Source organism: Streptomyces sp. NPDC060031 (assembly GCF_042736805.1).
GTDB lineage: Bacteria > Actinomycetota > Actinomycetes > Streptomycetales > Streptomycetaceae > Streptomyces.
This window is the reverse complement of sequence record NZ_JBHWVM010000011.1, coordinates 36,124-57,224: the sequence shown is the minus strand read 5'-3', so window position 1 is coordinate 57,224 and position 21,101 is coordinate 36,124. Positions and strand designations below refer to the sequence as shown.

The 21,101-nt window shown below is 70.8% G+C and carries 29 protein-coding genes and 2 pseudogenes; 16 read left to right on the top strand and 15 right to left on the bottom strand.

All coding sequences use genetic code 11. The features are described 5' to 3' along the window. Window positions 1-7: 7 nt before the first annotated feature. Both ACFWB8_RS07170 and ACFWB8_RS07165 read right to left on the bottom strand, forming a co-directional pair. Window positions 8-1,243: an MFS transporter gene (locus tag ACFWB8_RS07170; RefSeq protein WP_385223484.1), complete on the bottom strand. Its 1,236-nt coding sequence runs from the start codon at window positions 1,241-1,243 to the stop codon at window positions 8-10. Window positions 1,244-1,248: 5 nt separating this feature from the next. Then, on the bottom strand, window positions 1,249-2,604 hold the full coding sequence (locus ACFWB8_RS07165) for an NAD(P)-binding domain-containing protein (protein ID WP_385223483.1): 1,356 nt from the start codon (window positions 2,602-2,604) through the stop codon (window positions 1,249-1,251). 114 nt (window positions 2,605-2,718) lie between these two features. On the opposite strand from ACFWB8_RS07165, the gene ACFWB8_RS07160 reads away from it, so the two are divergent. Both ACFWB8_RS07160 and ACFWB8_RS07155 read left to right on the top strand, forming a co-directional pair. Beyond that, window positions 2,719-3,081 (top strand): ArsR/SmtB family transcription factor, encoded by a 363-nt coding sequence (locus ACFWB8_RS07160; RefSeq protein ID WP_385223482.1) that lies wholly within the window; start codon window positions 2,719-2,721, stop codon window positions 3,079-3,081. Then, window positions 3,078-3,572 (top strand): GNAT family N-acetyltransferase, encoded by a 495-nt coding sequence (locus ACFWB8_RS07155; RefSeq protein WP_385223481.1) that lies wholly within the window; start codon window positions 3,078-3,080, stop codon window positions 3,570-3,572. Before ACFWB8_RS07160 ends, ACFWB8_RS07155 begins: the two co-directional genes overlap by 4 nt. A 17-nt stretch (window positions 3,573-3,589) precedes the next feature. Here ACFWB8_RS07155 and ACFWB8_RS07150 read toward each other — a convergent pair whose 3' ends face one another. The 4 genes from ACFWB8_RS07150 to ACFWB8_RS07135 form a co-directional block, all read right to left on the bottom strand. Beyond that, the gene (locus tag ACFWB8_RS07150) at window positions 3,590-3,775 is read right to left on the bottom strand and encodes a hypothetical protein (protein ID WP_385223480.1); all 186 of its coding nucleotides are present in this window, start codon (window positions 3,773-3,775) and stop codon (window positions 3,590-3,592) included. Between the two features lie 200 nt (window positions 3,776-3,975). After that, window positions 3,976-4,644 (bottom strand): FAD-dependent oxidoreductase, encoded by a 669-nt coding sequence (locus ACFWB8_RS07145; protein WP_385223479.1) that lies wholly within the window; start codon window positions 4,642-4,644, stop codon window positions 3,976-3,978. Continuing rightward, window positions 4,641-5,435: an aquaporin gene (locus tag ACFWB8_RS07140; RefSeq protein ID WP_385223478.1), complete on the bottom strand. Its 795-nt coding sequence runs from the start codon at window positions 5,433-5,435 to the stop codon at window positions 4,641-4,643. Before ACFWB8_RS07140 ends, ACFWB8_RS07145 begins: the two co-directional genes overlap by 4 nt. 40 nt (window positions 5,436-5,475) lie before the next feature. Beyond that, window positions 5,476-5,790 carry an ArsR/SmtB family transcription factor gene (locus ACFWB8_RS07135; protein WP_385223477.1) on the bottom strand — a complete coding sequence of 105 codons (315 nt, stop codon included), beginning with the start codon at window positions 5,788-5,790 and terminating at the stop codon, window positions 5,476-5,478. Window positions 5,791-5,902: 112 nt separating this feature from the next. On the opposite strand from ACFWB8_RS07135, the gene ACFWB8_RS07130 reads away from it, so the two are divergent. The 4 genes and pseudogenes from ACFWB8_RS07130 to ACFWB8_RS07115 all read left to right on the top strand — a co-directional run. Continuing rightward, the gene (locus tag ACFWB8_RS07130) at window positions 5,903-6,076 is read left to right on the top strand and encodes a hypothetical protein (RefSeq protein WP_385223476.1); all 174 of its coding nucleotides are present in this window, start codon (window positions 5,903-5,905) and stop codon (window positions 6,074-6,076) included. A gap of 47 nt (window positions 6,077-6,123) precedes the next feature. Next, complete coding sequence (locus ACFWB8_RS07125; protein ID WP_112449157.1) at window positions 6,124-6,543, top strand: arsenate reductase ArsC; 420 nt, start codon at window positions 6,124-6,126, stop codon at window positions 6,541-6,543. Window positions 6,544-6,548: 5 nt separating this feature from the next. After that, window positions 6,549-6,781 (top strand): annotated as a pseudogene (locus ACFWB8_RS07120) (FAD-dependent oxidoreductase); the annotation flags it as partial. After that, a pseudogene (locus tag ACFWB8_RS07115) lies at window positions 6,757-6,879 on the top strand (thioredoxin family protein); the annotation flags it as partial. The pseudogenes ACFWB8_RS07120 and ACFWB8_RS07115, both read left to right, overlap by 25 nt. A 29-nt stretch (window positions 6,880-6,908) precedes the next feature. Here ACFWB8_RS07115 and ACFWB8_RS07110 read toward each other — a convergent pair. The 3 genes from ACFWB8_RS07110 to ACFWB8_RS07100 form a co-directional block, all read right to left on the bottom strand. Further along, complete coding sequence (locus ACFWB8_RS07110) at window positions 6,909-8,612, bottom strand: SulP family inorganic anion transporter (protein ID WP_385223475.1); 1,704 nt, start codon at window positions 8,610-8,612, stop codon at window positions 6,909-6,911. 90 nt (window positions 8,613-8,702) lie between these two features. Next, window positions 8,703-9,173, bottom strand: a complete 471-nt coding sequence (locus tag ACFWB8_RS07105) for a pyridoxamine 5'-phosphate oxidase family protein (RefSeq protein ID WP_385223474.1) — start codon at window positions 9,171-9,173, stop codon at window positions 8,703-8,705. A gap of 58 nt (window positions 9,174-9,231) precedes the next feature. Continuing rightward, on the bottom strand, window positions 9,232-9,471 hold the full coding sequence (locus ACFWB8_RS07100) for an SHOCT domain-containing protein (RefSeq protein ID WP_385223473.1): 240 nt from the start codon (window positions 9,469-9,471) through the stop codon (window positions 9,232-9,234). 222 nt (window positions 9,472-9,693) lie between these two features. Between ACFWB8_RS07100 and ACFWB8_RS07095 the strand changes: the two genes are divergently transcribed. The 3 genes from ACFWB8_RS07095 (at window position 9,694) to ACFWB8_RS07085 (ending at window position 11,470) form a co-directional block, all read left to right on the top strand. After that, window positions 9,694-10,014 (top strand): hypothetical protein, encoded by a 321-nt coding sequence (locus tag ACFWB8_RS07095; RefSeq protein WP_385223472.1) that lies wholly within the window; start codon window positions 9,694-9,696, stop codon window positions 10,012-10,014. 26 nt (window positions 10,015-10,040) lie between these two features. Next, complete coding sequence (locus tag ACFWB8_RS07090) at window positions 10,041-10,679, top strand: CBS domain-containing protein (RefSeq protein ID WP_385223471.1); 639 nt, start codon at window positions 10,041-10,043, stop codon at window positions 10,677-10,679. Between the two features lie 89 nt (window positions 10,680-10,768). Further along, window positions 10,769-11,470, top strand: coding sequence for a response regulator (locus ACFWB8_RS07085; RefSeq protein WP_385223470.1), 702 nt, complete (start codon window positions 10,769-10,771; stop codon window positions 11,468-11,470). Between the two features lie 16 nt (window positions 11,471-11,486). Here the strand turns inward: ACFWB8_RS07085 and ACFWB8_RS07080 are convergent, their stop codons facing one another. The 4 genes from ACFWB8_RS07080 to ACFWB8_RS07065 form a co-directional block, all read right to left on the bottom strand. Beyond that, a complete protein-coding gene (locus tag ACFWB8_RS07080) occupies window positions 11,487-13,217 on the bottom strand; it encodes a GAF domain-containing protein (protein ID WP_385223469.1) in 1,731 nt (576 codons plus the stop codon). Between the two features lie 274 nt (window positions 13,218-13,491). Next, entirely contained in the window at window positions 13,492-13,704 is a 213-nt protein-coding gene (locus ACFWB8_RS07075; protein WP_385223468.1) for a cation-transporting P-type ATPase, read from the bottom strand. Window positions 13,705-13,711: 7 nt separating this feature from the next. After that, window positions 13,712-14,575: a universal stress protein gene (locus ACFWB8_RS07070; protein WP_385223467.1), complete on the bottom strand. Its 864-nt coding sequence runs from the start codon at window positions 14,573-14,575 to the stop codon at window positions 13,712-13,714. After that, the gene (locus tag ACFWB8_RS07065) at window positions 14,572-15,480 is read right to left on the bottom strand and encodes a universal stress protein (protein ID WP_385223466.1); all 909 of its coding nucleotides are present in this window, start codon (window positions 15,478-15,480) and stop codon (window positions 14,572-14,574) included. Before ACFWB8_RS07065 ends, ACFWB8_RS07070 begins: the two co-directional genes overlap by 4 nt. A 253-nt stretch (window positions 15,481-15,733) precedes the next feature. Between ACFWB8_RS07065 and ACFWB8_RS07060 the strand changes: the two genes are divergently transcribed. The 7 genes from ACFWB8_RS07060 to ACFWB8_RS07030 all read left to right on the top strand — a co-directional run bounded on the left by ACFWB8_RS07060 (window position 15,734) and on the right by ACFWB8_RS07030 (window position 19,319). Beyond that, complete coding sequence (locus ACFWB8_RS07060; protein WP_385223465.1) at window positions 15,734-16,402, top strand: CBS domain-containing protein; 669 nt, start codon at window positions 15,734-15,736, stop codon at window positions 16,400-16,402. 33 nt (window positions 16,403-16,435) lie between these two features. Beyond that, entirely contained in the window at window positions 16,436-17,305 is an 870-nt protein-coding gene (locus ACFWB8_RS07055) for a universal stress protein (protein WP_385223464.1), read from the top strand. Between the two features lie 111 nt (window positions 17,306-17,416). Next, a complete protein-coding gene (locus ACFWB8_RS07050) occupies window positions 17,417-18,019 on the top strand; it encodes a CBS domain-containing protein (protein WP_385223463.1) in 603 nt (200 codons plus the stop codon). Window positions 18,020-18,032: 13 nt separating this feature from the next. Next, the gene (locus ACFWB8_RS07045) at window positions 18,033-18,629 is read left to right on the top strand and encodes a CBS domain-containing protein (protein ID WP_385223462.1); all 597 of its coding nucleotides are present in this window, start codon (window positions 18,033-18,035) and stop codon (window positions 18,627-18,629) included. A gap of 108 nt (window positions 18,630-18,737) precedes the next feature. Beyond that, window positions 18,738-18,890 (top strand): universal stress protein, encoded by a 153-nt coding sequence (locus ACFWB8_RS07040; RefSeq protein WP_385223461.1) that lies wholly within the window; start codon window positions 18,738-18,740, stop codon window positions 18,888-18,890. Beyond that, the gene (locus ACFWB8_RS07035; RefSeq protein WP_385223460.1) at window positions 18,878-19,141 is read left to right on the top strand and encodes a hypothetical protein; all 264 of its coding nucleotides are present in this window, start codon (window positions 18,878-18,880) and stop codon (window positions 19,139-19,141) included. Before ACFWB8_RS07040 ends, ACFWB8_RS07035 begins: the two co-directional genes overlap by 13 nt. A gap of 16 nt (window positions 19,142-19,157) precedes the next feature. Beyond that, window positions 19,158-19,319 (top strand): hypothetical protein, encoded by a 162-nt coding sequence (locus ACFWB8_RS07030; RefSeq protein ID WP_385223459.1) that lies wholly within the window; start codon window positions 19,158-19,160, stop codon window positions 19,317-19,319. 40 nt (window positions 19,320-19,359) lie between these two features. On the opposite strand, the gene ACFWB8_RS07025 is transcribed toward ACFWB8_RS07030, so the two are convergent. Beyond that, the gene (locus tag ACFWB8_RS07025) at window positions 19,360-20,181 is read right to left on the bottom strand and encodes an ABC transporter permease subunit (protein WP_385223458.1); all 822 of its coding nucleotides are present in this window, start codon (window positions 20,179-20,181) and stop codon (window positions 19,360-19,362) included. After that, on the bottom strand, window positions 20,178-21,095 hold the full coding sequence (locus ACFWB8_RS07020) for an ABC transporter ATP-binding protein (RefSeq protein ID WP_385223457.1): 918 nt from the start codon (window positions 21,093-21,095) through the stop codon (window positions 20,178-20,180). Before ACFWB8_RS07020 ends, ACFWB8_RS07025 begins: the two co-directional genes overlap by 4 nt. Window positions 21,096-21,101 lie beyond the last annotated feature (6 nt).

Below are 21,101 nucleotides of genomic sequence, written 5' to 3'. Positions count from 1 at the left end.
ACTCGCGTCACGAGCGGTGCGAAATCTCCGTTTGGGTGCGGCGCTCCCCGGAGGCGCCCAGCGCGAGGCAGGCAGCCACGACCGAGAGTGAGGCCAGGGCTGCGAAGAGGTGGGGATGGCCGCCGAGCGGGCCCGCGAGGGCGGCTCCGGCCCAGGGGGCCAATGCTCCCGCGATGTGGGCCGGGGCGCCGAGAAGCCCGGAGAGACGGCCGTAGTGGGTGGTGCCCCAGCGGTCGGTGACTGCTGTGGCCTGGAGCAGGGTCAGGTTGCCGCGTACGACACCTGCCAGGACCGCGAGGGCGATCAGCAGCGGCATCGGGCCGGGCACCAGGGCGAGCGCCGCTGTCGTTGCACCGCCCAGGGCGAGCAGGATGACCGTGCGGGTGGTGGTCGAGGTGCGGGTGGACAGGCTGGAGTAGAGGGTTCGGCCGAGGGTTTGGCCTGCGCCGCCGAGTCCGAGAGCCCAGGCGGCGGTTGTCGCGCTGGCGCCGCGTTCGGTGAGGAGTGGGATCAGGCCCATGACGACGGCGTACATGGCGAAGCCGGAGAGAGTGAAGGCGACGGCCAGGAAGAGGAAGGGGCGGCGGCGGGCGACCGGGGTGCGGCCGGCTGAGGGTGAGGAGGGCGGGGCCGGGGGCCATGGGGCGCGCAGGGCGAAGGCGTGGGCGGGGATGGTGACGGCGGCGAGGATCACGGCGAGGACGACGTAGGTGGCTCGCCAGCTGAGGTGTTCGGCCAGGGTCGCGGTCAGCGGAGCGAAGACCGTGGACGCCAGCCCGCCGGCGAGGGTGACGATCGTCAGGGCCCGGATCCGGTCGGGGCCCCACCAGCGTGTGAGGGCGGCGAAGGCCGGCGGGTAGAAGGTGGCGGACATGGCGATGCCCGCGAGGATCCACCCGCAGGTGAAGACGGGCAGGTTCGGGGCGGCTGCGATCAGCAGGATGGCCAGAGTGCCGATCACGGATCCGGTGGTCATCACGGCGCGTGGGCCCCTGCGGTCGAGTATCCGGCCGATGGGGATACCTGCGACGGCCGAGACGATGAGCGCCAGGGAGAATGCGCCCGTCGCAGCGTTGGCGGACCACCCGGTGTCGGCCGTCAGGCGTGGGAGCAGGACTGGGAAGGCGTAGTAGACGATGCCCCAGCTCGTGATCTGCGTCGCGCAGAGCGCTGGGAGGACGGCGCGCGGCCGCGACTGGACCCCCGTCCCGGTCGCGGCCACGTCGGCCTGGGTGTCGGTCACCTCGGTCAGCAGCCGCCGGAGGAGGCGGGGGCGCCGATGGTGAGGGTGGCCGGGGCGGCGCAGCAGCCGCCACTGGTCTCCTCGGCTGCGGCGGGCTGGTCGAAGAGGCCCGCGCCGCCACACACTCCGGTCTCGGGGAGGGTGAGTTCGACGCGCTCTGCGGCTTCCTGGTCGCCGGCGAGGTGGGCGGCGATGGAGCGGACCTGCTCGTATCCGGTCATGGCGAGGAAGGTCGGGGCGCGGCCGTAGGACTTCATGCCGACGAGGTAGACGTCCTTCTCCGGGTGGGACAGCTCGTTGACACCGTGCGGGTAGACGGTGCCGCAGGAGTGCTGGTTGGGGTCGATCAGCGGCGCCAGCTCCACCGGGGCCTGGAGGCGCCCATCCAGGCCGAGGCGGAGCTCGTCGAGGAAGGTGAGGTCGGGGCGCAGGCCGGTGAGGACGATGACCTCGTCGACGGGGTCCAGGCGGCGGCCGTCCTCACCCACGAGGACCAGGCGACCGTCCGTGTCACGCTCGACGCGGTCGGTGCGGAAGCCGGTGACGGCGTCCGCGTAGCCTCCGTCGACGGCTGCCTTGGCGGCGAGGCCGAGGGCGCCGCGGGCGGGGAGCTGGTCGGCTGCGCCGCCGCCGAAGGTGGAGCCGGAGATGCCGCGACGGAGGATCCACAGCGCGTGGGTGCTCTGCTCGTCCTTCGCGAGGTCGGCGAGGTAGGCGAGGGCGGTGAAGGCCGAGGCTCCTGAGCCGATGACGGCAGTGCGCTCGCCCGCGTACCGGGCTCGGACGGCAGGGTTCTTCAGGTCGGGGACGCGGTACGAGATCCGGTCGGACGCAACCTTCTCGCCGAGTGCGGCCAGTCCGCTGCCGCCGGCCGGGCTGGGGGTGGACCAGGTACCGGAGGCGTCGATCACGGCGCGGGCGAAGATCCGCTCCTCGCGGCCGCCGGGACCAGTGAAGTGGATGAGGAAGGGCTGGGTCTCACGGTCGGCATCGACGATGCGGTCACGGCCGGCCCGGGAGACGCCGGTGACGGTCGCGTTGTAGCGGACACGCTCGCCGAGTGCGTCGGCCAGGGGCTGGAGGTAGAGCTCGGCCCAGTCGCCACCGGACGGGTAGGTGGCACCGTCCGGCTTGACCCAGCCGGTAGGGGCGAGGAGCTTCTCGGCCGCAGGGTCGACGACCTCGGACCAGGGGGAGAAGAGGCGTACATGCGACCAGTCACGCACTGCGGACGCGGCGGCCGGTCCGGCCTCCAGGACCAGGGGCTCGATGTCCCGCTCGACGAGGCGGGCAGCCGCGGCGAGTCCGATCGGGCCGGCGCCGATCACGACGACGGGCAGGGCTTCGGTGGATGCGTTCACGGCGGGCTCCCCAGTTGATTCGACGTCTGTCGATGTATTGACGCCTCCAGAGTGGACCCTGGATCGACGTTCGTCAACATAGACATCCGTCGAAATTTCTCGGATGATGGGGGCATGACTACGAAGGTGTTGCCGCTGCTGGAGCCGGAGGCCGTGGCGGTGTGCTGCCCGCCCCTGTCTGAGCGCCCGCTGACGGCCGAGGAGGCCGAGCGGACCGCCGTCATGTTCAAGGCCCTGGGCGACCCGGTCCGCCTGAGGCTGTTCTCGCTGGTCGCCTCACATGAGGGCGGCGAGGCATGCGTGTGCGACATCTCCGACGTGGGCGTCTCCCAGCCGACGGTCTCCCATCACCTGAAGAAGCTGCGGGAGGCCGGGCTGCTCTCCTCCGAACGGCGCGGCACCTGGGTGTACTACCGGGTCGAGCCGTCGGTGCTGGCCGCCATGGGCCAGCTCCTGGTCCGTGCGGCCGCCGCATGAGCATCACCATCGCGCCGCTGGCCGAAGTGCACGCGGATGAGGTCTTGGCGATCTACCAGGCGGGGATCGACGAGGGCGACGCCACCTTCGAGACCACCGCCCCCACCTGGAAGGCGTTCGAGGCGGCCAAGCTGCCGGAGCACCGCTTCGCCGCCGTCGGCCATGAGGGGAAGGTCCTGGGCTGGGTGGCCGCGAGCACGGTCTCGGACCGGTGCGCGTACGCGGGTGTGGTCGAGCATTCCGTCTACGTCCACCCTGCTGCCCGTGGGCGGGGCGTCGCCCAGGCGCTGCTCCGATCCCTGATCGGGTCCACGGAATCGGCGGGGATCTGGACGATCCAGTCCGGCGTTTTCCCCGAGAACCGTGCGAGCCTCGCCCTCCACCAGCGGGTCGGCTTCCGGGTCATCGGCACCCGCGAGCGCATCGGCCGCCACCACGGCGTGTGGCGCGACGTGGTCCTGCTGGAGCGCCGCAGCGCCGCCGTCACCTGACGTTTCCCGTCTGCCAGTCAGTACGGGCGCGGGGACATGACGTGCTGCTCGCCGTCAGGCAGGTGCAGGATGCAGCGCGGAACGCCGGGCCCCGCTGCCGTCCTGACCTCGGCCGGAGTCGGCGGGTCGGTGGGCAGCTCAATGGGGAGGACGACGGGCCGGTCGTGGGCAGTCGTCTCGTGGGCGACCTCCTTGCCATCCACGAGGACGTCCACGACGGGGTTTCGGCCAGTCTCGACAGTGACGCTTACCGAGTGGCCCGCGTGGTCGATGTGGAAGTGGTGGCGCATGTGTGGACGGCCTTTCGGCAGGCCCCCCGGACAGCCTTGCGCTTCCAGGGTAGGCGCGCCAGCAGGGTCGCGCCGTGGAGCCTTGTCGCGCCCAACGGAATCTCTTACCGCGGTCAGGACAGCCGAGACGCGATCTCGCGGGCGGCGTCGCGGGCGGGGCGGCCGACGCCGATGAGGGTGGCAGAGGCGGGGCCGGTCCAGTCTCCGTGGCCGAGCAAGTGCAGGCGGGGCTCATCGACGGCGCGGGTTCCGGCCGTCGCGATGTGGCCGCGCGCCCCGCGCAGACGCAGCGACGCGAAGTGGGCGAGGGCGGGGCGGAACCCTGTGCACCAAATGACCGCGTCGGCTTGCGACGTGGTGCCGTCGGCCCATTCCACGCCCGTGGTGGTGAGGCGGGTGAACATCGGTTTGGCGTGCAGGAGTCCGGCGTCGCGGGCGGCACGGACCCGTAGGAACGGGCCGTCGCGGTGCACGCTCTCGACCCAGCCCCCGTGCTGGACGGGCAATTCGTACCGCTTCTCGTAGTCGGCGAGGTATTCGACGACGTGAGCCGCGTCCGGGTAGACCTCCCCGGCCTGGACGGGCATGAGACGGCCGGGCAGCGAGGAGCATGCGGCAGGCGAGAACAGACGCGGGGAAGACCACGTGTGCTGCCATGCCCCGCCCGGTGTCGCCTGGGCGTCGAGGATGACGTGCTCGACGCCCAGGCGGCGCAGGTGGTAGCCGGCGGCGAGCCCGGACTGGCCGCCGCCGATCACCACCACATCCGTGCGCTGCGTCATGCCGCGGGCTGACCCTGCTCCGTCTTGCCGCGCATGAAGATGACCGACACCAGGGCCAGGCCCACCACGGCACCCATCAGCTGCACGCCGACGAAGGCGGGCACGGAGGCGGGGGCGATGCCCGCGAAGGTGTCGGTGAAGGCGCGGCCGATGGTGACGGCCGGGTTGGCGAACGAGGTGGAGGAGGTGAACCAGTAGGCGGCGCCGATGTACGAGGCGACGGCGGCCGGCGCAAAGCGGAGCCGGTCGGTCTTGGCCAGGCCGAAGATCAGCAGGATCAGGCCCGCGGTGGCGACGACCTCGCCGAGGAGGAGGTTCCCGGCGGAGCGGTCGTGGGTGGACCACTTCACCAGCGGCTCGCCGAACATCGCGTCCGCCAGGATCGCCCCGGCGATCGCGCCCGCGATCTGGGAAGGTACGTAGACGGCGAGCTCACGCGCATCGACTCCCGCGCCGCCGCGGCGGGCGGACCACCACTCGGCGAGCGTGACGGCCGGGTTGAAGTGGGCGCCGGAGACCGGTCCGAGGAGCGCGATGAGCACGCCGAGCCCGAAGACGGTGGCGGTGGAGTTGGCCAGCAGCTGCAGGCCCACGTCCTGCGTCAGCTCGGTGGCCTGGATGCCGGAGCCGACCACGACGGCGACGAGGGCGGCGGTACCGACCAGCTCGGCGGCGGCGCGGGCGATCAGGGGGGTGCGGGGCGGGGTCGCGCCGGGTGCGGACTGGGGCGCGTCGGCGGCTATGACGGTGTCCGCTGCGGGGGCGGTGCCGACGGGCTCGGTGGCGGTCAAGGCGGGTTCTCCTCGGGCAGGTGAGGCAAAGCGCGGAAGGCTATGGGCAGGACCGCTTGAGGTTCGCTTCGGCGGTGGCTCGCGCGGTGTGGGCGAGGTCGGCGAACTGACCGGCGAGGGCTTCGATGACTTCCGGGCGCAGGCGGTAATAGATGAACCTCCCGCATGGCTCCGTATCCACGACCCCTGCCTCGCGAAGCACCTTCATGTGGTTGGAGAGGTTCGTCTGCTTGGCACCCGTCTCCTCCACGAGGTGGGTGGTGCAGAGCGTCTCCTTGGCGAGGAGGGTCACGATCCGGAGCCTGAGCGGGTCGGCCAGAACCCGGATCAGATCAGTGTCGACTGACGTCATCATGGGCTGATACTGTCACATCAGCTGGGACTGACACCAGCCCGAGCTGACCTCCGATGCGTACCCAAAGCCGCTGACCGAAGAGGTCGTCCAGGCAGCCGACATAGTGATCACGATGGGCTGCGGCGACGCCTGCCCCGTCGTGCCCAGCCGCCGCTACCTCGACTGGCCCGTCGCTGACCCCGACGGGGCGCCGATCGCCGTCGTCCGCGACATCCGCGACATCCGCGACATCCGCGACGAGATCGACGCCCACGTCAGCGAGCTGCTCGTGCAGCTCGCACTGTAGAGCCCCCACATCCCCACCAGCAGTCGCCTCACCCCAAGGAAGAACAGATGTCCTCCGCTCCCGCCGCCTCCGTCCTGTTCGTCTGCATCCACAACGCGGGCCGCTCCCAGATGGCGGCCGGGTTCCTGCGCCACCTCGCGGGTGACCGCGTCGAGGTCCGCTCCGCCGGTTCCGTGCCCGGCGAGCAGATCAACCCCTCGGCCGTCGCCGCCATGGCCGAGCTGGGCATCGACATCTCCGACCAGAAGCCCAAGGTCCTCACCCCCGAAGCCGCGCAGGCGTCCGACTACATCATCACGATGGGCTGCGGCGACGCCTGCCCGTACTTCCCCGGCAAGACCTACCTCGACTGGCAGCTGGAGGACCCGGCCGGTCAGGGCGTCGAGGCCGTCCGCCCCATCCGCGACGAGATCAAGGGCCTCATCGAGGGCTTGATCGCCGAGATCGACGCCAAGAAGCAGGCCTGACCGCGATGGCTATCGCGACTGTCGACGAAGGCATACGCAACGTCATCGTCATCGGCTCGGGCCCCGCCGGGTACACCGCATCCCTCTACACCGCCCGCGCCGACTGCAGCCGGCCGTCGTCGACGGCGCGATCTTCATCGGCGGCTCGCTGACGACGACCACCGAGGTCGAGAACTTCCCCGGCTTCCCCGAGGGCGTCGGCGGCCCGGTCCTGAACACGGCGAGAAGATCAAAATCGTCAAGCTGAACATCGACGAGAACCCGGAGACGGCCGCCGCGTACGGCGTCATGTCCATCCCGGCAATGAACGTCTTCGTCGGCGGCAGGGTCGCCAAGTTCTCCGCTAGCCCCGGTCAGGGACCTGTTCAGAGGGCTGGATCGTGGCCTGTGGAGCGTCGCCAGTCCCGGTAGGCGGCGACGGCGGTGGGGAGCGTGGGGAAGATGCGTTCGGGGCTGATCTTCGCTGTCAGCCCGTAGGCGTCGAGGGGACGGCGCAGGTCCTGCTTGACGCGGGCGAGTGCGAACACGATGTCTCGTTGGGCGAGTTCGAAGCGCAGGGCCTCGACGGCGTCGAGGGCCGTGATGTCGACCTCGACGTTGGCTTCGGTGTTCAGGACGAACCAGTGCACCGGTTCGTCCTGGGCCGCGACCGATGCCAGCGCCCGGCGGCGGAAGTCCTCGGCGTTGGCGAAGAACAGCGGCGAGTCGTAACGGTAGATGAGGAGGCCGGGAATGGTGCGGGCGCTCGGATAGTCGTCGATGTCGTGCATGCCGGCCAGGCCCGGGACGATTCCCTCGACGGCATCGTGGGGTCGGGCGACCCTCGTGAGGAGTTCCGCGACGGAAAGCGCCACGGCGAGGAGCACGCCGTACAGGATGCCGAGGGCGAGGACACCGAGACCACAGCCGAGGGCGAGCAGGAACTCGCGGCGGCGGAAGGCTGCCAGCCTGCGGAACTCGCCCACCTCGATCAGGCGTACGGCGGCGTAGACGACGATGGCGCCGAGGGCGGCGGAGGGGGTATGGGTGAGTAGGGGGCCGAGGAAGAGCAAGACAGCGGACACGCAGGCGGCGCCGACCAGTGAGTATGCCTGGGTACGCGCTCCCGAGGAGTCCGCGAGGGCGGTGCGGCTGGCACTGCTGCTGACCGGGAAGCCGTGCAGGACACCGGCGCCGAGGTTCGCCGCGCCGAGGGCGAGCAGCTCGCGGTTGGCGTCCAGGTGGTGTGGGTCGTCGTGCCGGGCGAACGCGCGTGCGGTCAGGACAACGTCGGTGTAGCCGACCAGCAGAACGCCGAGAGCCGGCAGGACCAGGTCGGCGAGGTCAGCGAGCCGGGGCAGGGCGAAACCCGGCAAGCCGGTCGGAACCGTGCCGATGACGTCGATCCCCCCTCCCGCGTCCAGTGTGAAGACCGCCACCACCGCCGTGGCGAGAACGAGGACGAGGAGTGGTCCGGGCAGAGTGCGCCACAGCAGAGGCAGGGTGAACAGCAGGAGCAGGCAGCCCGCGGCCATCACGGTCGTGGGCCACTGCAGGTCGCCGATGTGGCGGAGGAACGAGAAGAGCTGGGGAAAGAACCCCGATCCGCTGCCGCTGGTCCCGGTGAGGCGGGGCAGCTGATCCACGATCATGATGAACGCGACACCGGCCAGGTAGCCGACGAGCACGGGCCTGGAAAGAAGGTCGGCCAGGAAGCCGAGCCGGACGGCCCATGCGACCAGACAGAGCAGGCCGACGACGAGCGCCAGGGCAGCGGCGAGCGCCGCGTAGCGCGTGGGATCGCCGGCTGCGAGCGGCCCCACGGCCGCAGCGGTCATGAGGGCGGTGGTCGACTCCGGTCCGACGGACAGGAGGCGCGAGGTGCCGCTCAGGGCGTAGAGGACCATGGCCGGCAGGACGGCCCACAGGCCGACGACCGGAGGCAGGCCGGCCACACCCGCGTAAGCCATGACCTGAGGCACCAGGTAGGCGGCGACCGTGATCCCGGCCAGGACGTCGCCCCGTAGCCAGTTTCTCCGGTAGCCACGGAAGGCGGGCGGGATCGCTGTGATCCGTCCGTGCTTCGGCATGGCACCTCCGGGACTCCGCGCGAGCCTGTGCCTCACCATCGTGCCGGGCTGAGGGCTGCAAGGAGGTGAAGCGCGCGCGTGGGCCGACCGCTACGGGCTGCTCTCACGCAGACGGAAACCGGTGACCAGGTCGGGCCTGATCCGGATGGCGCCCGATGCGGTGCCCTCGACCCACGGCTGCAGGAGGTGCGCGTAGCGCTCGATCTCGCTGGGGATGGTGACGGCCGTGGCGTAGCCGGTGGCGACCACGCTCCACCCCAGGCGTTCGCCCTGATCGATGGCGTCGGCTTCGTACGCGACGACCACGCCCGCATCCCCCTGGGCCGCGAGCAAGGCTGCCAGCGTCGAGCCGTCCTGGACCTGGACGATGATGTCGCCGGCGTCGAGACGGTGGTTGACCGGGCGCACGGCGGGCAGCGCGTGACGGGTGAACACGATCCGGCCCAGTTCGACGGTGCCCAGCAGCCGCAGCGCCTCGTCAGCGCCGAGCTCTTCCATCAGCCGTCCCGACATGCTGACGGCAGGCGAAGTGGTGGTCGCACCGGCCGGGTCGCTCTTCATCGTGGGCATCCTTGGTCGAGCGGGCGGGACGCCAGGGCCCTTGCCCGCTGACGGCTTCTCAAAGGGGCGTGGGCCCAGGGGCATGGCTTCGCAGCACCGCGAGCCGCCGGCCGTATTCCTCGTCGTCGATGTCGCCTCTGGCGAATCGCTCCGCGAGAAGCCTCTCGGCCCCCTGGTCGGAGGCTGGGTACGGCGCGGCTGCCGTGTGCCCGTCCGCACCGTCTCGCCTGAGGGCGCGGACCACGAGGGCGGCCGCCGCGACGATCAGGGTCCAGACGATCAGCGTGGTGAGGGACATGGCGAACCATCCCCAGGCCCCCATGCCATGGTCATTCCAGTACATCGCGCACCTGCCGGTTGGACGGGGTCGACGGCCGCGAGCCAGCCATCTGCTGCCAGGATCTCTGGCTGCACCGAGCCCTGGCATGGGCCGGTCGGCCCACAGACGGGACCACAGGGCCCATGCCCGGGACCGCCGGGAACACCAAGACTGAAGGCGGACTCGAACAGGAGGCCGTTCATGAGCACCCCTTCACCCACCCGTATCTCTGAGGCGCTGGCCGCCGACTGCCGTTCCCGGTTGATGGAGCTGGCCCGAGAGGTCAACTTCGACGAGGGGACCCGGCTCTTTCGCTCCTGGCGTCTGGGCGCCGAGGCGATGACGCCCCTCCGCGCGTACGAGTTCGACGCGGCGCGCGTACGGACGCTGATGGACGCCGACACCGCCTTCGGCTCTGCCCTGGGCCACTGGGTCGGGCAGGTCCTCGCCAACCGGCTGCAGGCCGCCCGCGTGCGCCTTCTCGACCTGTACGCGCCCTACGGCAGCGGCAGCTTCCTCTGATCGTCCGTACGCCGAAGGAGCCGGTCATGCCCGCATCCCGCTACACCGTCAGTGACGTCATGACCAACACCGCCGTCGCCATCGGCCGCGAGGCGTCCTACAAGGAGATCGTCGAGCTGATGCACCAGTGGAAGGTCAGCGCGGTCCCCGTCCTGGAAGGCGAGGGCCGGGTCGTCGGCGTGGTCTCCGAGGCGGACCTGCTGCCGAAGGAGGAGTTCCGGCGTACGGACCCCGCGCTGCCCGAGCAGCTGGAGGAAGCGTCGAAGGCCGGCGCGGTGCTGGCCGAGGAGCTCATGTCGAGCCCGGCGATCACCGTGCACCCCGACGCGCCCGTCGCCGAAGCTGCCAGGATCATGGCGCGCAGGCACGTCAAGCGCCTGCCCGTGGTGAACGCGGTCGGCATGCTGGAGGGTGTGGTCAGCCGCAGCGACCTCCTCAAGGTGTTCCTGCGGCCCGACGAGGAGCTCGGGGAGGAGATCCGCCAGAGCGTGCTCACCGAGCTGACACCCGGCGTGACCTTGGACTTCGCCGTACAGGACGGGGTCGTCACTCTGCGCGGCCCGCTGCGGGACCGGGCCTTGGTTCCCCTGCTCACACGGGCGATCCGCGCGGTCGAGGGCGTCGTGGACGTCCGGATGGAGCTGGAAAACACCATCGCTGCCTAGCGCGCCCCGCCGGCCACGGGTGCATTGTGCGTCTTCCTGAGACAATTCGGATGGAAACGCACAGCACACGGACCGAGCCAGGGGCGATCATGTCCGACGATCCGAACGTCTCCCCGGAGGCGCCGGTCAAGGTGTTCCTCCTCGATGACCACGAGGTGGTCCGGCGCGGGCTGCGAGACCTCCTGGACGCAGAGCCGGACATCACGGTCGTGGGCGAAGCCGGCACGGCCGAGCAGGCGCTCGCCCGCGGGCCGGCGCTCCGTCCGGACGTCGCCGTACTCGACGTGCGGCTGCCCGACGGCGACGGCATCACTGTCTGCCGCGAGCTGCGCTCGCGGATGCCGGGCCTGGCCTGCCTGATGCTGACGTCGTTCGACGACGAGGACGCCCTGCTGGACGCGATCATGGCAGGCGCCGCCGGCTACGTCCTGAAGCAGATCAAGGGCTCCGACCTGGTCTCGGCCGTGCGCACGGTCGCCACCGGCCAGTCCATGCTGGACCCCGCGACCACCGCCCGCCTGATGCACTCCCTGCGCGACCCGGAAACCGCGAAGGCACCGGAGGACGCCCGCCTGGCAGCCCTGTCCGAACGGGAGCGGGCCGTCCTGGAGCTCATCGGCGAGGGCCTCACCAACCGGCAGATCGCCAAGCGGCTCTACCTGTCCGAGAAGACGGTCAAGAACCACATCTCCCGGCTGCTGGGCAAGCTCGGAGTGGAGCGGCGGGTTCAGGCGGCCGTGATCGCCGCCCAGGTGCACGAGCACGCCGCCGGGACGGCGAAGAAGTCGTAGGGACGTCTGGTGACGATCACCGCGTCGGCGGGACCAGAGGTACCTGCCACTCCAGGCGAGTACCACGCTCCCCGTCTCCTAGCGCCGCAATCCCCATCTGGCCGCTGAGCCTTTCGGCACGCTCCGCCAGGTTCCGCAGTCCGCCGCGCCGACCGCCTACGGGCAAGCCGACCCCGTTGTCGGTCACCGTGATGGTCAGCTTCCCGTTGGCCGCGGCGATCGAGACCTCCGCCCGCGTGGCCTCGGCATGGCGGGCGACGTTGGTGAGAGCTTCCCCCACCACGGCGAGGACCTCGTCGGCGACGGTCGACGATACGTCGGTGTCGATCAGCCCTTCCATCCGCAGGGCAGGGGCGAAGCCGAGGACTGCAGCCGCCTCGTCCAGGGCCTGGACGGCGCGGGAGCGCAGCTTGGATGCCTCACCGGGGGCGTCGTGCTCGCGGAGTCCGAAGATGGTCGATCGGATGATCTTGATGGTGGTGTCCAGGTCGTCCACGGCGCGCGCGAGGCGTTCGGACGCCTCGGGGTGGTCGACGAAGCGCTGGGCGCTCTGGAGGGTCATGCCCGTGGCGAAGAGCCGCTGGATGGCGAGGTCGTGCAGGTCGCGGGCGATGCGGTCGTGATCCTCCAGCAGGCTCATCTGCTCGGCGTCTCGGCGCCGGTCGGCAAGCTCCAGTGCGAGGGCGGCCTGGCCGGCGAACCCCGGCAGCGCGGCGATCTCCGCGAGGGCGAACACGGGGCGACCGTGCCGCCGGGCGAGCATCAGGACGCCACTGAGCTTTTCCTTGGTGCCGACGGTGACGGCCACGGCCGGGCCGAAGCCGGTCCACCTCTCGGGTTGGACGGTGACGCGCTCGTCGGTCGCCACGTCGGGGACCGCGACGAGGCCGTCGCGGGCCAGCGCGGCCTCGGCGAGAGTGCCCTGGGTGCTGGGCAGGACGATCCCACGGTGCGCCTCCGCCCCCTCCCCGAGGGCGAGGGAGCCTCGCAGTTCACCGGCGGAGCCGAGCAGGTAGAAGACGCCCATGTCAGCGCCGGTGATGTCCTTGGCCCGCTCCAGCATGCCCTCGAGGACCTCGTCCTCGGGCGCTCCGGAGAGCAGGGCGCTGGTGATGTCCGAGCTGGCCTCCAGCCAGCGCTCGCGCAGCCGGACCCCCTCGAAGAGCCGCGCGTTCTCGATGGCGATGCCGGCCGCGACGGCGAGGGTGGACAGGACCGCTTCGTCCTCGGCGTCAAACTCGACTCCGCCGCGCTTCTCGGTGAGATAGAGGTTGCCGAAGACCTCCTCGCGGACCCGGATCGGGACACCGAGGAAGGAGTGCATCGGCGGGTGGTGGTCGGGGAACCCGTACGAGGCCGGGTGCTCGGACAGTTCCGACAGCCGCAACGGTTCGGGGTGGCGGATCAGCTCGCCGAGGATGCCGTGGCCGGAGGGCAGGTCTCCGATCTGTGCGCGAAGTCCGTCGCTGATGCCGACGGGAAGGAACTCGGCCAGCTTCCTGTCGTTCCCGATGACCCCGAGGGCTCCGTATTCGGCGTCCACGAGCACCACGGCGGCCTCGACGATGCCACGCAGCACCTGCGGCAGGTCGAGTTCCCGGCCCACGGACATGACGGCCTCGAGCAGACCGTTCAGCCGGTCCCGGGTGCCCCTGACCTCGTCGATCCGCGCCTGCAGCTCATCCAGCAGTTCGTCCAGCCGCAGTCGGGGAACACCGCTCCGGGTGGGCTGCCCGCCTGCGCTCATGCCCGCCTCCGGCTGGTAGCGATGGCGAGATGGCCATCGCTTCCACGGTATCTCCGGCCAAAGGGCCCGGCCTTCCCACTCAGCGGGCCATTGCCCCGTACGGCCGCTCCTCGTTCCGCGGCGTACCGGTTTCGTCGTGCAGGTGTCGTACGGCGGGGTGTCGTCCTCATGGTGCAGGGCAACGACTGCTGCCGCGCTGGCGAGCCCTGTGCCGGCCCAGCCCACCGGCTGGGTGTCCAGCAGCGACTGCAGAGCGGGAGCGGCGTCCGGGTGGTCACCGATCGCGAGGGTCAGGAGTGCGGCACCGAACAGCACCGTGATCAGCGGAGCACGCAGCTGCGCCAGCACCCGACGGTGGAGGGGGCATGGGTCGCGGAGGTGCCACCTCGTTGCGCCCGTACCGGGCCGGTCGGCGTGCGGCTTCGGCCTGCGTCAGCCCCGCCGGGGCCGGGGAGCCGACAGGCGTGTCGATCGCGCGGCTGGTCATGGCGGACTCACTCGGTGGGGACGGTGATCACCGGGCAGTGCGCACGGTGCAGGAGGCCGTGGACGACGGATCCGATCCGCATGCCGGTGTAGCCGCCGCGGCCGCGGCGGCCCACGACGACGGCCAGGGCGTGCTCGGCGGCCCCGGCCAGTTCCTCGACGGGGTGGCCGGTGAGGACCTCGTGCGTCACGTGCACGTCCGGGTACTTCTCGGACAGGCCGGCGGTGGCCTCGGAGAGCAGGGTGCGCTGGGCGTGCAGCGCCACCTCTTCGTCGTCGGGCATGACGAGCGGCGGCTGCCACACGCAGACGGCCCGCAGTGCCGCCCCCCGAAGGTCGGCCTCGTCGAAGGCGAAGTCCAGCGCGGCAGTGGCGGACGCGCTGCCGTCGATGCCGGCGACGACGTAGGGCGGCTGCTGGCTGATGTGCTCGGCGTCGCCCACGACGACGACCGGGCCATGGGCCTGGGCGGTGATGGGGACCACGAGCGAGCCGGCGCTGAAGAACTCGGCGGTGCGGCTCAGGTGCCGGGAGCCGAGGACGATCATGCGGGCTTCTCGCGCCGCGCCGCCCAGGACGGGGACGGGGAAGCCGCCGAGCAGATCACCGCTGACGCTCACCTCGGGGTGGCGGTCACGCACCCAGTTGCACGCTTGTTCGAGTCTGTCGGATCCGGCCTGCCGCAGGGCCGTCCGGCCGGGGGTGTCATCGACGTGATGGGTGCCGTGCTGGGGCGGTACCGCGAGCACCAGACGCAGCGGGAGCCTGCGCCGTTGTGCCTCGTCGGCGGCCCAGGCCAGGGAAAGGTGCCAGTCCCTCTCCGGGTCGATGCCCACGACGATGTCACGGCGTCCTGCCGGGTGGCTGGTCATGACCGGCTCCCGAAGTCGCTGCCGGTCCGGGGGATGAGGAGGATGGGGCAGTGGGCGTGGTGCAGCAGGCTGTGTGTGGCCTTGCCCAGGTTGGGGACGAGTCCGAGGGGCCCCGGGACCCGGCGGCCGCCCATGACGAGCAGGTCGGCATGTCGGGACGCCTCGACCAGGACGCCGGCCACGGAGATGCTCTTCTCCGCATCGGCCTGCACCTCCAGGTCGGGGAACTCGCCGCGGATCGCGTCCGTGACGGCCCGCAAGCTCTCTGCGTGCCCGCCGGCGATCTCGTCGACGCCGTCGAGCATGCTGACCACCTCGCCGACGGACTGGAGCACGTTCCACACGTGCAGCAGCCGCAGGGAGGCCTTGTGCAGCTCGGCTTCCCGGGCGGCGTACCGGGCGATCAGGAGGTCGTGTTCGTCGCGGACCGCTGCGAGGACGGTGCCGGTCTCCTCGGTCCCGTCGATGCCTCGGACGACGATGAGGGGGGTCATGGCGATGGCCGCGGTTCCCAGCCCGACCGAGCCGAGCATGAGGGAGTTGAACCCGCCCAGGCCACGGTTGCCCACCACGACCGTGCCGTGCAGTCCGCCGGCCCGGTGCAGGCTGTCGACGGCGCCCGCGCGGCTGAATTCGGTGGTCACGTTCAACCCGGGGTACTCGGCCGACACGGCCTTCGCCGTGTCGTCCAGAAGCGCCCGGCCGCTGACGCGGACCCGTTCGATGGTCTCCGCCGACAGGTACAAGGCCCTGCCGTCGGTGTCGGCGCCGTAGACGATGTGCAGGGGACGGTCACGGCGTACGGCCTCCTTGGCCGCCCACAGGGCAGCTACGCGCGCCGACTCCGAGCCGTCCACACCGACGGTGACCGAGCTGGTGTCCGGGGTGCGGAATGTGCTTTCCACGATTCCTCCCAACCGAGAAGCCGATGAGGGACACCACTCACGCTGGCACCGTCGGCGCTTCTGGAAGAGGGCCGCCCGGGACCGACGACGGGACCAAAGGTCCCCATCGTCGCGGCCCGGCACTCCGGGCCCTTGCGGGCCCCTGGACTGGACCGTTCGGCCCTCGATCAGCGGCAATCGCGGGCGGATGGTGGGGGGCACACCCCCACACGGGACATCAGCCTCGCGTGAAACGGCGGAGCAGGAGGGCCTCATGAAGCGCATCAAGGTGGCGGACCTGATGACCGACGAGGTCGTCTCCGTGGCTCCGGGCACCGGCTTCAAGGATGTCGCGAAGCTCCTCGCCCAGTACGACATCTCCGGAGTCCCTGTCCTGGATGACGAGGACCGCGTCGTGGGCGTCGTCTCGCAGACGGACCTGCTGGCCCACACGGTGTCGGGCCCTCATCCCTCTGAGCAGAGTGGCACAGCGGCTGGGCCTCCTACTGCGGGCGAGGTCATGTCCGCGCCCGCGGTCACCGTCCATGCCGAAGAGACAGTGGCTGACGCCGCCCGGCTGATGACCCGCCGGGGTATCGAACGCCTCCCCGTCGTGGACGTGGAGGACCGGCTGGTCGGCATCGCCACCCGCCGGGACCTGCTTCGCATGTTTCTGCGTCCGGACTCCGAGATACGCCGGCGTGTCAGCGACGAGGTCCTCACGGAGGTGCTCGGTGTGCCGGCCGGTGACGTCGACGTCCACGTGGTGGATGGCATCGTCACCCTGGACGGCCATACGGAGCGCCGGAGTCAGCTCCCTGCACTTCTCAGCCTCGTCGAACAACTGGACGGGGTCGTCGCCGTGGCATCGCACGTCACTGCCCGCACCGACGACACGACCACCACTCATGCCGACCACGCCCGGCACACGATGCCGTGGTGATGAGCGCCGGACTGCACGAAAGGAACCGCAGGCATGAAGAACCACGTGACCGTCGGCGTCGACGGCTCCCCGGAGAGCCGGGCAGCAGCACGCTGGGCCGCGCACGAGGCCGTCCTGCGGCAGGTACCGCTACGGCTCGTGCACGCCGTTGACTGGCCCCTGGACCCGGTGTTCCCGGGCTTGGGCCGCCAGGACGTGGACCGCTGGGCGGACCAGGCCCTGGCCGAAGCCGCGCAGGAGCTGCACGGGCGCCACCCGCGCCTGGAGATCACGACCCGCTGCCTGACCGCACGGCCGGCCGCCGCCCTCGCGGCCGAGGCCGCCGACGCCGGGCTGCTGGTCCTGGGATCGCGCGGTCTGGGTGGCCTGGTCGGTTTCATCGTCGGCTCGGTGGCGATGTCGACCGTGGTCGCGACCGACACCCCGGTCGTCCTCGTTCGCGTCGCCGACGACCCGGACGGCCCGGGCACCGGCTCCGGCGCCGAGATCGTCGTAGGCGTCGACATCCACGAAGCGTGCGACCGGGTGCTCACCTTCGCCTTCGAAGAGGCGGCCCGGCGCGACTGCACATTGCGGGCCGTGCACGGCTGGAAGATGCCGCCCGCCTACAGCTACGTCCCCTTCTTCGACCCGGACAACGAAAGGGACATCGGCACGAGCGTCACACATATGGTGGACGACATGCTGCTGCCATGGCGGCACAAGTTCCCCAACGTAAACGTCAGCCACAACGTGTTCATGGGATCCGCGGGCGAGCATCTCGTCCGGGCCTCGCAAGGAGCGGGACTCGTCGTCGTGGGACGCCATGTGCGCCGCTCCCCCCTCGGCGCGCACCTGGGCGCGGTCGCCCACTCGGTCCTGCACCACGCAGCGGCTCCCGTGGCCGTCATCGCCCACGACTGAAGGAGCGGTACCTGTGGCCGGACCGCCTCAAAGCCCCGGACGGCCCTACCCACGGACCAGTCGCCCTTCACACCATCACGAGTACCGGCCGCCCCATCGAGGAGGAAGACCATGAAGCACCTGCGTACCGTCAATGACGTCATGACACACGCCGTGATCTCCATCGACCGGGCAACCGCGTTCAAGGACATCGTGGAAGCACTGCGGATGTGGAACGTCAGCGCGCTCCCCGTCCGTGCCCAGGACGGACAGGTGGTCGGCGTCGTCTCCGAAGCCGACGTGCTGCTCAAGCCCCAGAGCCCCGACACAGCTCACGACACCACCGCCGAGCAGCTGATGACCCGCCCGGCCACGACCGTCACGAAGGACGCCACCATCCCCACCGCGGCGCGGTTGATGGCCCGCGGGCACCTCAAGCGCCTTCCCGTGGTCGACGGCGACGGCCGCCTCGTCGGCGTCGTCAGCCGCGGCGACCTGCTCAAGGTCTTCCTGCGCCCGGACGAGGACATCGGCGCCGAGATCCGCGAACTGATCATGTACCAGCTGATCCCGCACGGTTACGCCGAAGTGCGCGTCCACGTCGCCAACGGCATCGCCTACCTCGACGGATCGCTGCCGGACCCCGCGATGGAAGACGTCGTCGTACGCGCTGCCGGCACCGTACCGGGCGTCATCGACGTCAAGGCGGATTTCACCGTCCCCGTCTCGGCATGAGGGCACGACCGCCATGAGGCACCGCAGCGTCGCGGACCTGATGACGCGCACCGCCGTCACCGTCCGGCGCACGACCGCTTTCAAGGAGATCGCCCTGCTCCTGAAGGAGTTCGACATCACCGCCATGCCCGTGATCGACGAAACCGGGCACCCGGTCGGCGTCGTCTCCGAAGCCGACCTTCTCCGCCGGCGGCCCGCCGGTGGTGCGGCAACAGCCGAGGAGCTGATGACGAGCCCGGCTGTCACAGCCCGACCCGAGTGGAGCGTGGTCCGCGCGGCCCGGGTCATGCAGCGGCACCAGATCAAGCGGCTGCCGGTCGTCGACGAGGAAGGCCGCGTTGTCGGCATCCTCAGCCGCAGCGATCTGATCCAGCTCTTCCTCCGCCGCGACCATGCAATACAGGAAGAGATCCTCGAAGACGTCCTCACCCGGACACTCCACCTCGCTCCTTCGGCCGTCACCGTCGAGGTCGACGACGGCCTGGTGACGCTCAGCGGCACCGTGCCGCAGCCCGGACTGCTGCCCGTGGTGGTGCGTCTCTGCCAGAGCGTCGACGGGGTCGTCGATGTCGACAACAGACTCACCTGCGCCGAGGCCGAACGGAGCTGAGCGGGCAATGAGGGCCGATCGGCCCCGGGTTGGGCCGCTCGGTCCTTCCCCGAGGCCCCGCAAGCGGAAGAGCCTGAAAGCAGGGCCATCCGACCCAGGAGGAACACCATGTCGAACCGGATCACGGTAGGTCTGGACGCATCGGGCGCCGACAGCGCCGCAGCCGACTGGGCCGCCAACGAAGCCGAACTGCGCGGCGCGACGCTGGAACTCGTCCACGCAGAGGACTGGGTTTCAGCGAGGAGCCGGTGCCGACCGTAGTGCTGGACGGTCTGTGGGCCGCGGCCCACGTGGAGGGCTGCCGGCTCACGGTCCCGGACACCTGGCACATCGACACCGTGCTCGGGCTGGTACGGGACGCAGAACACCGCGAGGAGATCGATCCGCTCGCCCAGGCGGAGACCACGGCCTGGACCTCCCCCACGCACAGCGCTACAGGTACACGTCGCGACGGCATTCCCGCCGCCGTATTCGGCCCCAAGGCTTCCGGTCCTTCTGCAAGCCACCGCTGACGGCCTTGCCACCTCGATGACGTCCCATCCCCTGGAATGGCCGGAGCTGCGGTGGACGCTGCGCGACCCGGTCGCCGCCATGGGACACGTGCAGATGGTCTTCCGCCTCGGCTGCGGCCCCGCAGGCCCCGACACGCCCCGCCGTCCGTTGACCGAGGTCCTGGAAATCCGGGAGTAGAAGCCGGCGGAACACGCGAGATGCTCAAGGGCGACTCCGCTCAGGGCGCGAGGTCTCGGCGCTGGAGCAGCAGATGAGCCAGCAGGATGCCCAGCACTCCCGTTCCGACAAGAATCCCGAGCTGGGGCCAGAGCACGCCGCCTTCGGCCAGGGCGTCACCCGGGGCGTAGTAATGGAACGGGCTGAGGAACCTCAGCGAGGTTGCAGGCGACCAGGCCAGAGCGATGAAGTTGACGGCGAACCCCACGGCCCCGATCGCGATGGTCGCGCCGACCACCTGGGCCCGCCGCCGCCCTGCAGCCGACACGGCCATCGCCGGCCCGATCAGGCACAGAGCGAAGCCGAGACCCATGACCCCGGCGGCGAACACCCCGCCGAGCGGCACCGCACGGTGGATGTCCGGTGACAGCGCCACCCCCACCGCGACCGTGAGGGTCGCTGCCACGTTCAGGGCCAGCGCCGCGAGCACCAGTGCGGCGGTCCGCTCGGCCAGCAGCCGGGTACGGCTGACGGGACGCACCATGACCAGTTCCACCGTCCCGGATTCCACGTCCGCCGCCACGGCGGCCGCGGCCAGCGAACCGATCGCGGTGAGCTGCATGGCGATCCAGAACGGGTGGGTGAGACCGGCACCCAGCAGACCGGGGTAGCTGGCGATCGACACGTCGCCGCTGGACCCGCTGAACGCCCGGTAGGCCGAGGGCGGTCCCTTCCCGCCCGCGGAGAAGAGCTGCTCGGGAGGAATCGCGTGGGCGACCACCACGATGAGCGCCTCGAACACGACCATCCCGACGAGCAGGGCGGCCAGCATCCGGCGCCGCCGGTACAGGGCCAGCCACAACAGCGGCCACCGCCGTCTCACGGCTCCTCCCGCACGGAGCCGTCGCGGTACAGGTCCATGAAGGCCTCGTCCAGCCCGGCCTCCTCCACCGTGACGTCGGCCACCGGCAGGCCGAGCAGGGTACGCAGGGCGCCCACCACCTCGACCGGCGGTACGAGCAGCTCCACCCGGTCCCCCTGCCAGCGCGGGTCCCAGCGCTCCGCGTCGCCCAGTGGCCGTACCCCCTGCCCGTCCGCGAAGGACAGCCTGATCCGCCTGGCACGGGCCTCGCGCAGGCCGGCCACGCTCTGGACCGTCACCAGCTGCCCGTCCCGGATGATCGCCACCCGCCCGCACGTGCGCTGCACCTCCGGCAGGATGTGGCTGGAGAGCAGGACCGTACGTCCGGCGGCGGCCGCCTCGTCCAGCAGCGCGAAGAAGGTCTCCTGAACCAACGGGTCAAGTCCCTCGGTCGGTTCGTCGAGCACCACCAGGTGCGGATCGTGCTGCATCGCCTGCACCAGCCCGAGCTTCTGTTTCATGCCCCGCGAGTACGCCCCGACGGGGCGGGCGAGGATCGCGGGCGTCAGCCCCAGCCGGTCGCACAGCTCGCCGCGGCGGGGCACCAGAGCTCCCTGCAACGCCGACAGCAGATCGAGCGTTTCCGCTCCGGAGAGTTCCGGGTACAGGCGCAGTTCACCCGGCAGGTACCCCAGCTGTGGGGCCACCCGGCGGTGATCTGCGATCGGGTCCAGCCCGAGTACTCTCACGCGTCCCTCGGTCGGCCGGAGCAGCCCGGTCAGGCACCGCAGCGTGGTCGTCTTTCCCGCGCCGTTCGGCCCGAGGAAGCCGAACACCTCTCCTGGTCGCACGGTGAGACTCAGGCGGTCGACTCCCATCACCGGCCCGTACCTCTTGGTCAGTCCGGTCAGCTCGATCGCCGGCCCGTCACTCATGGGTCC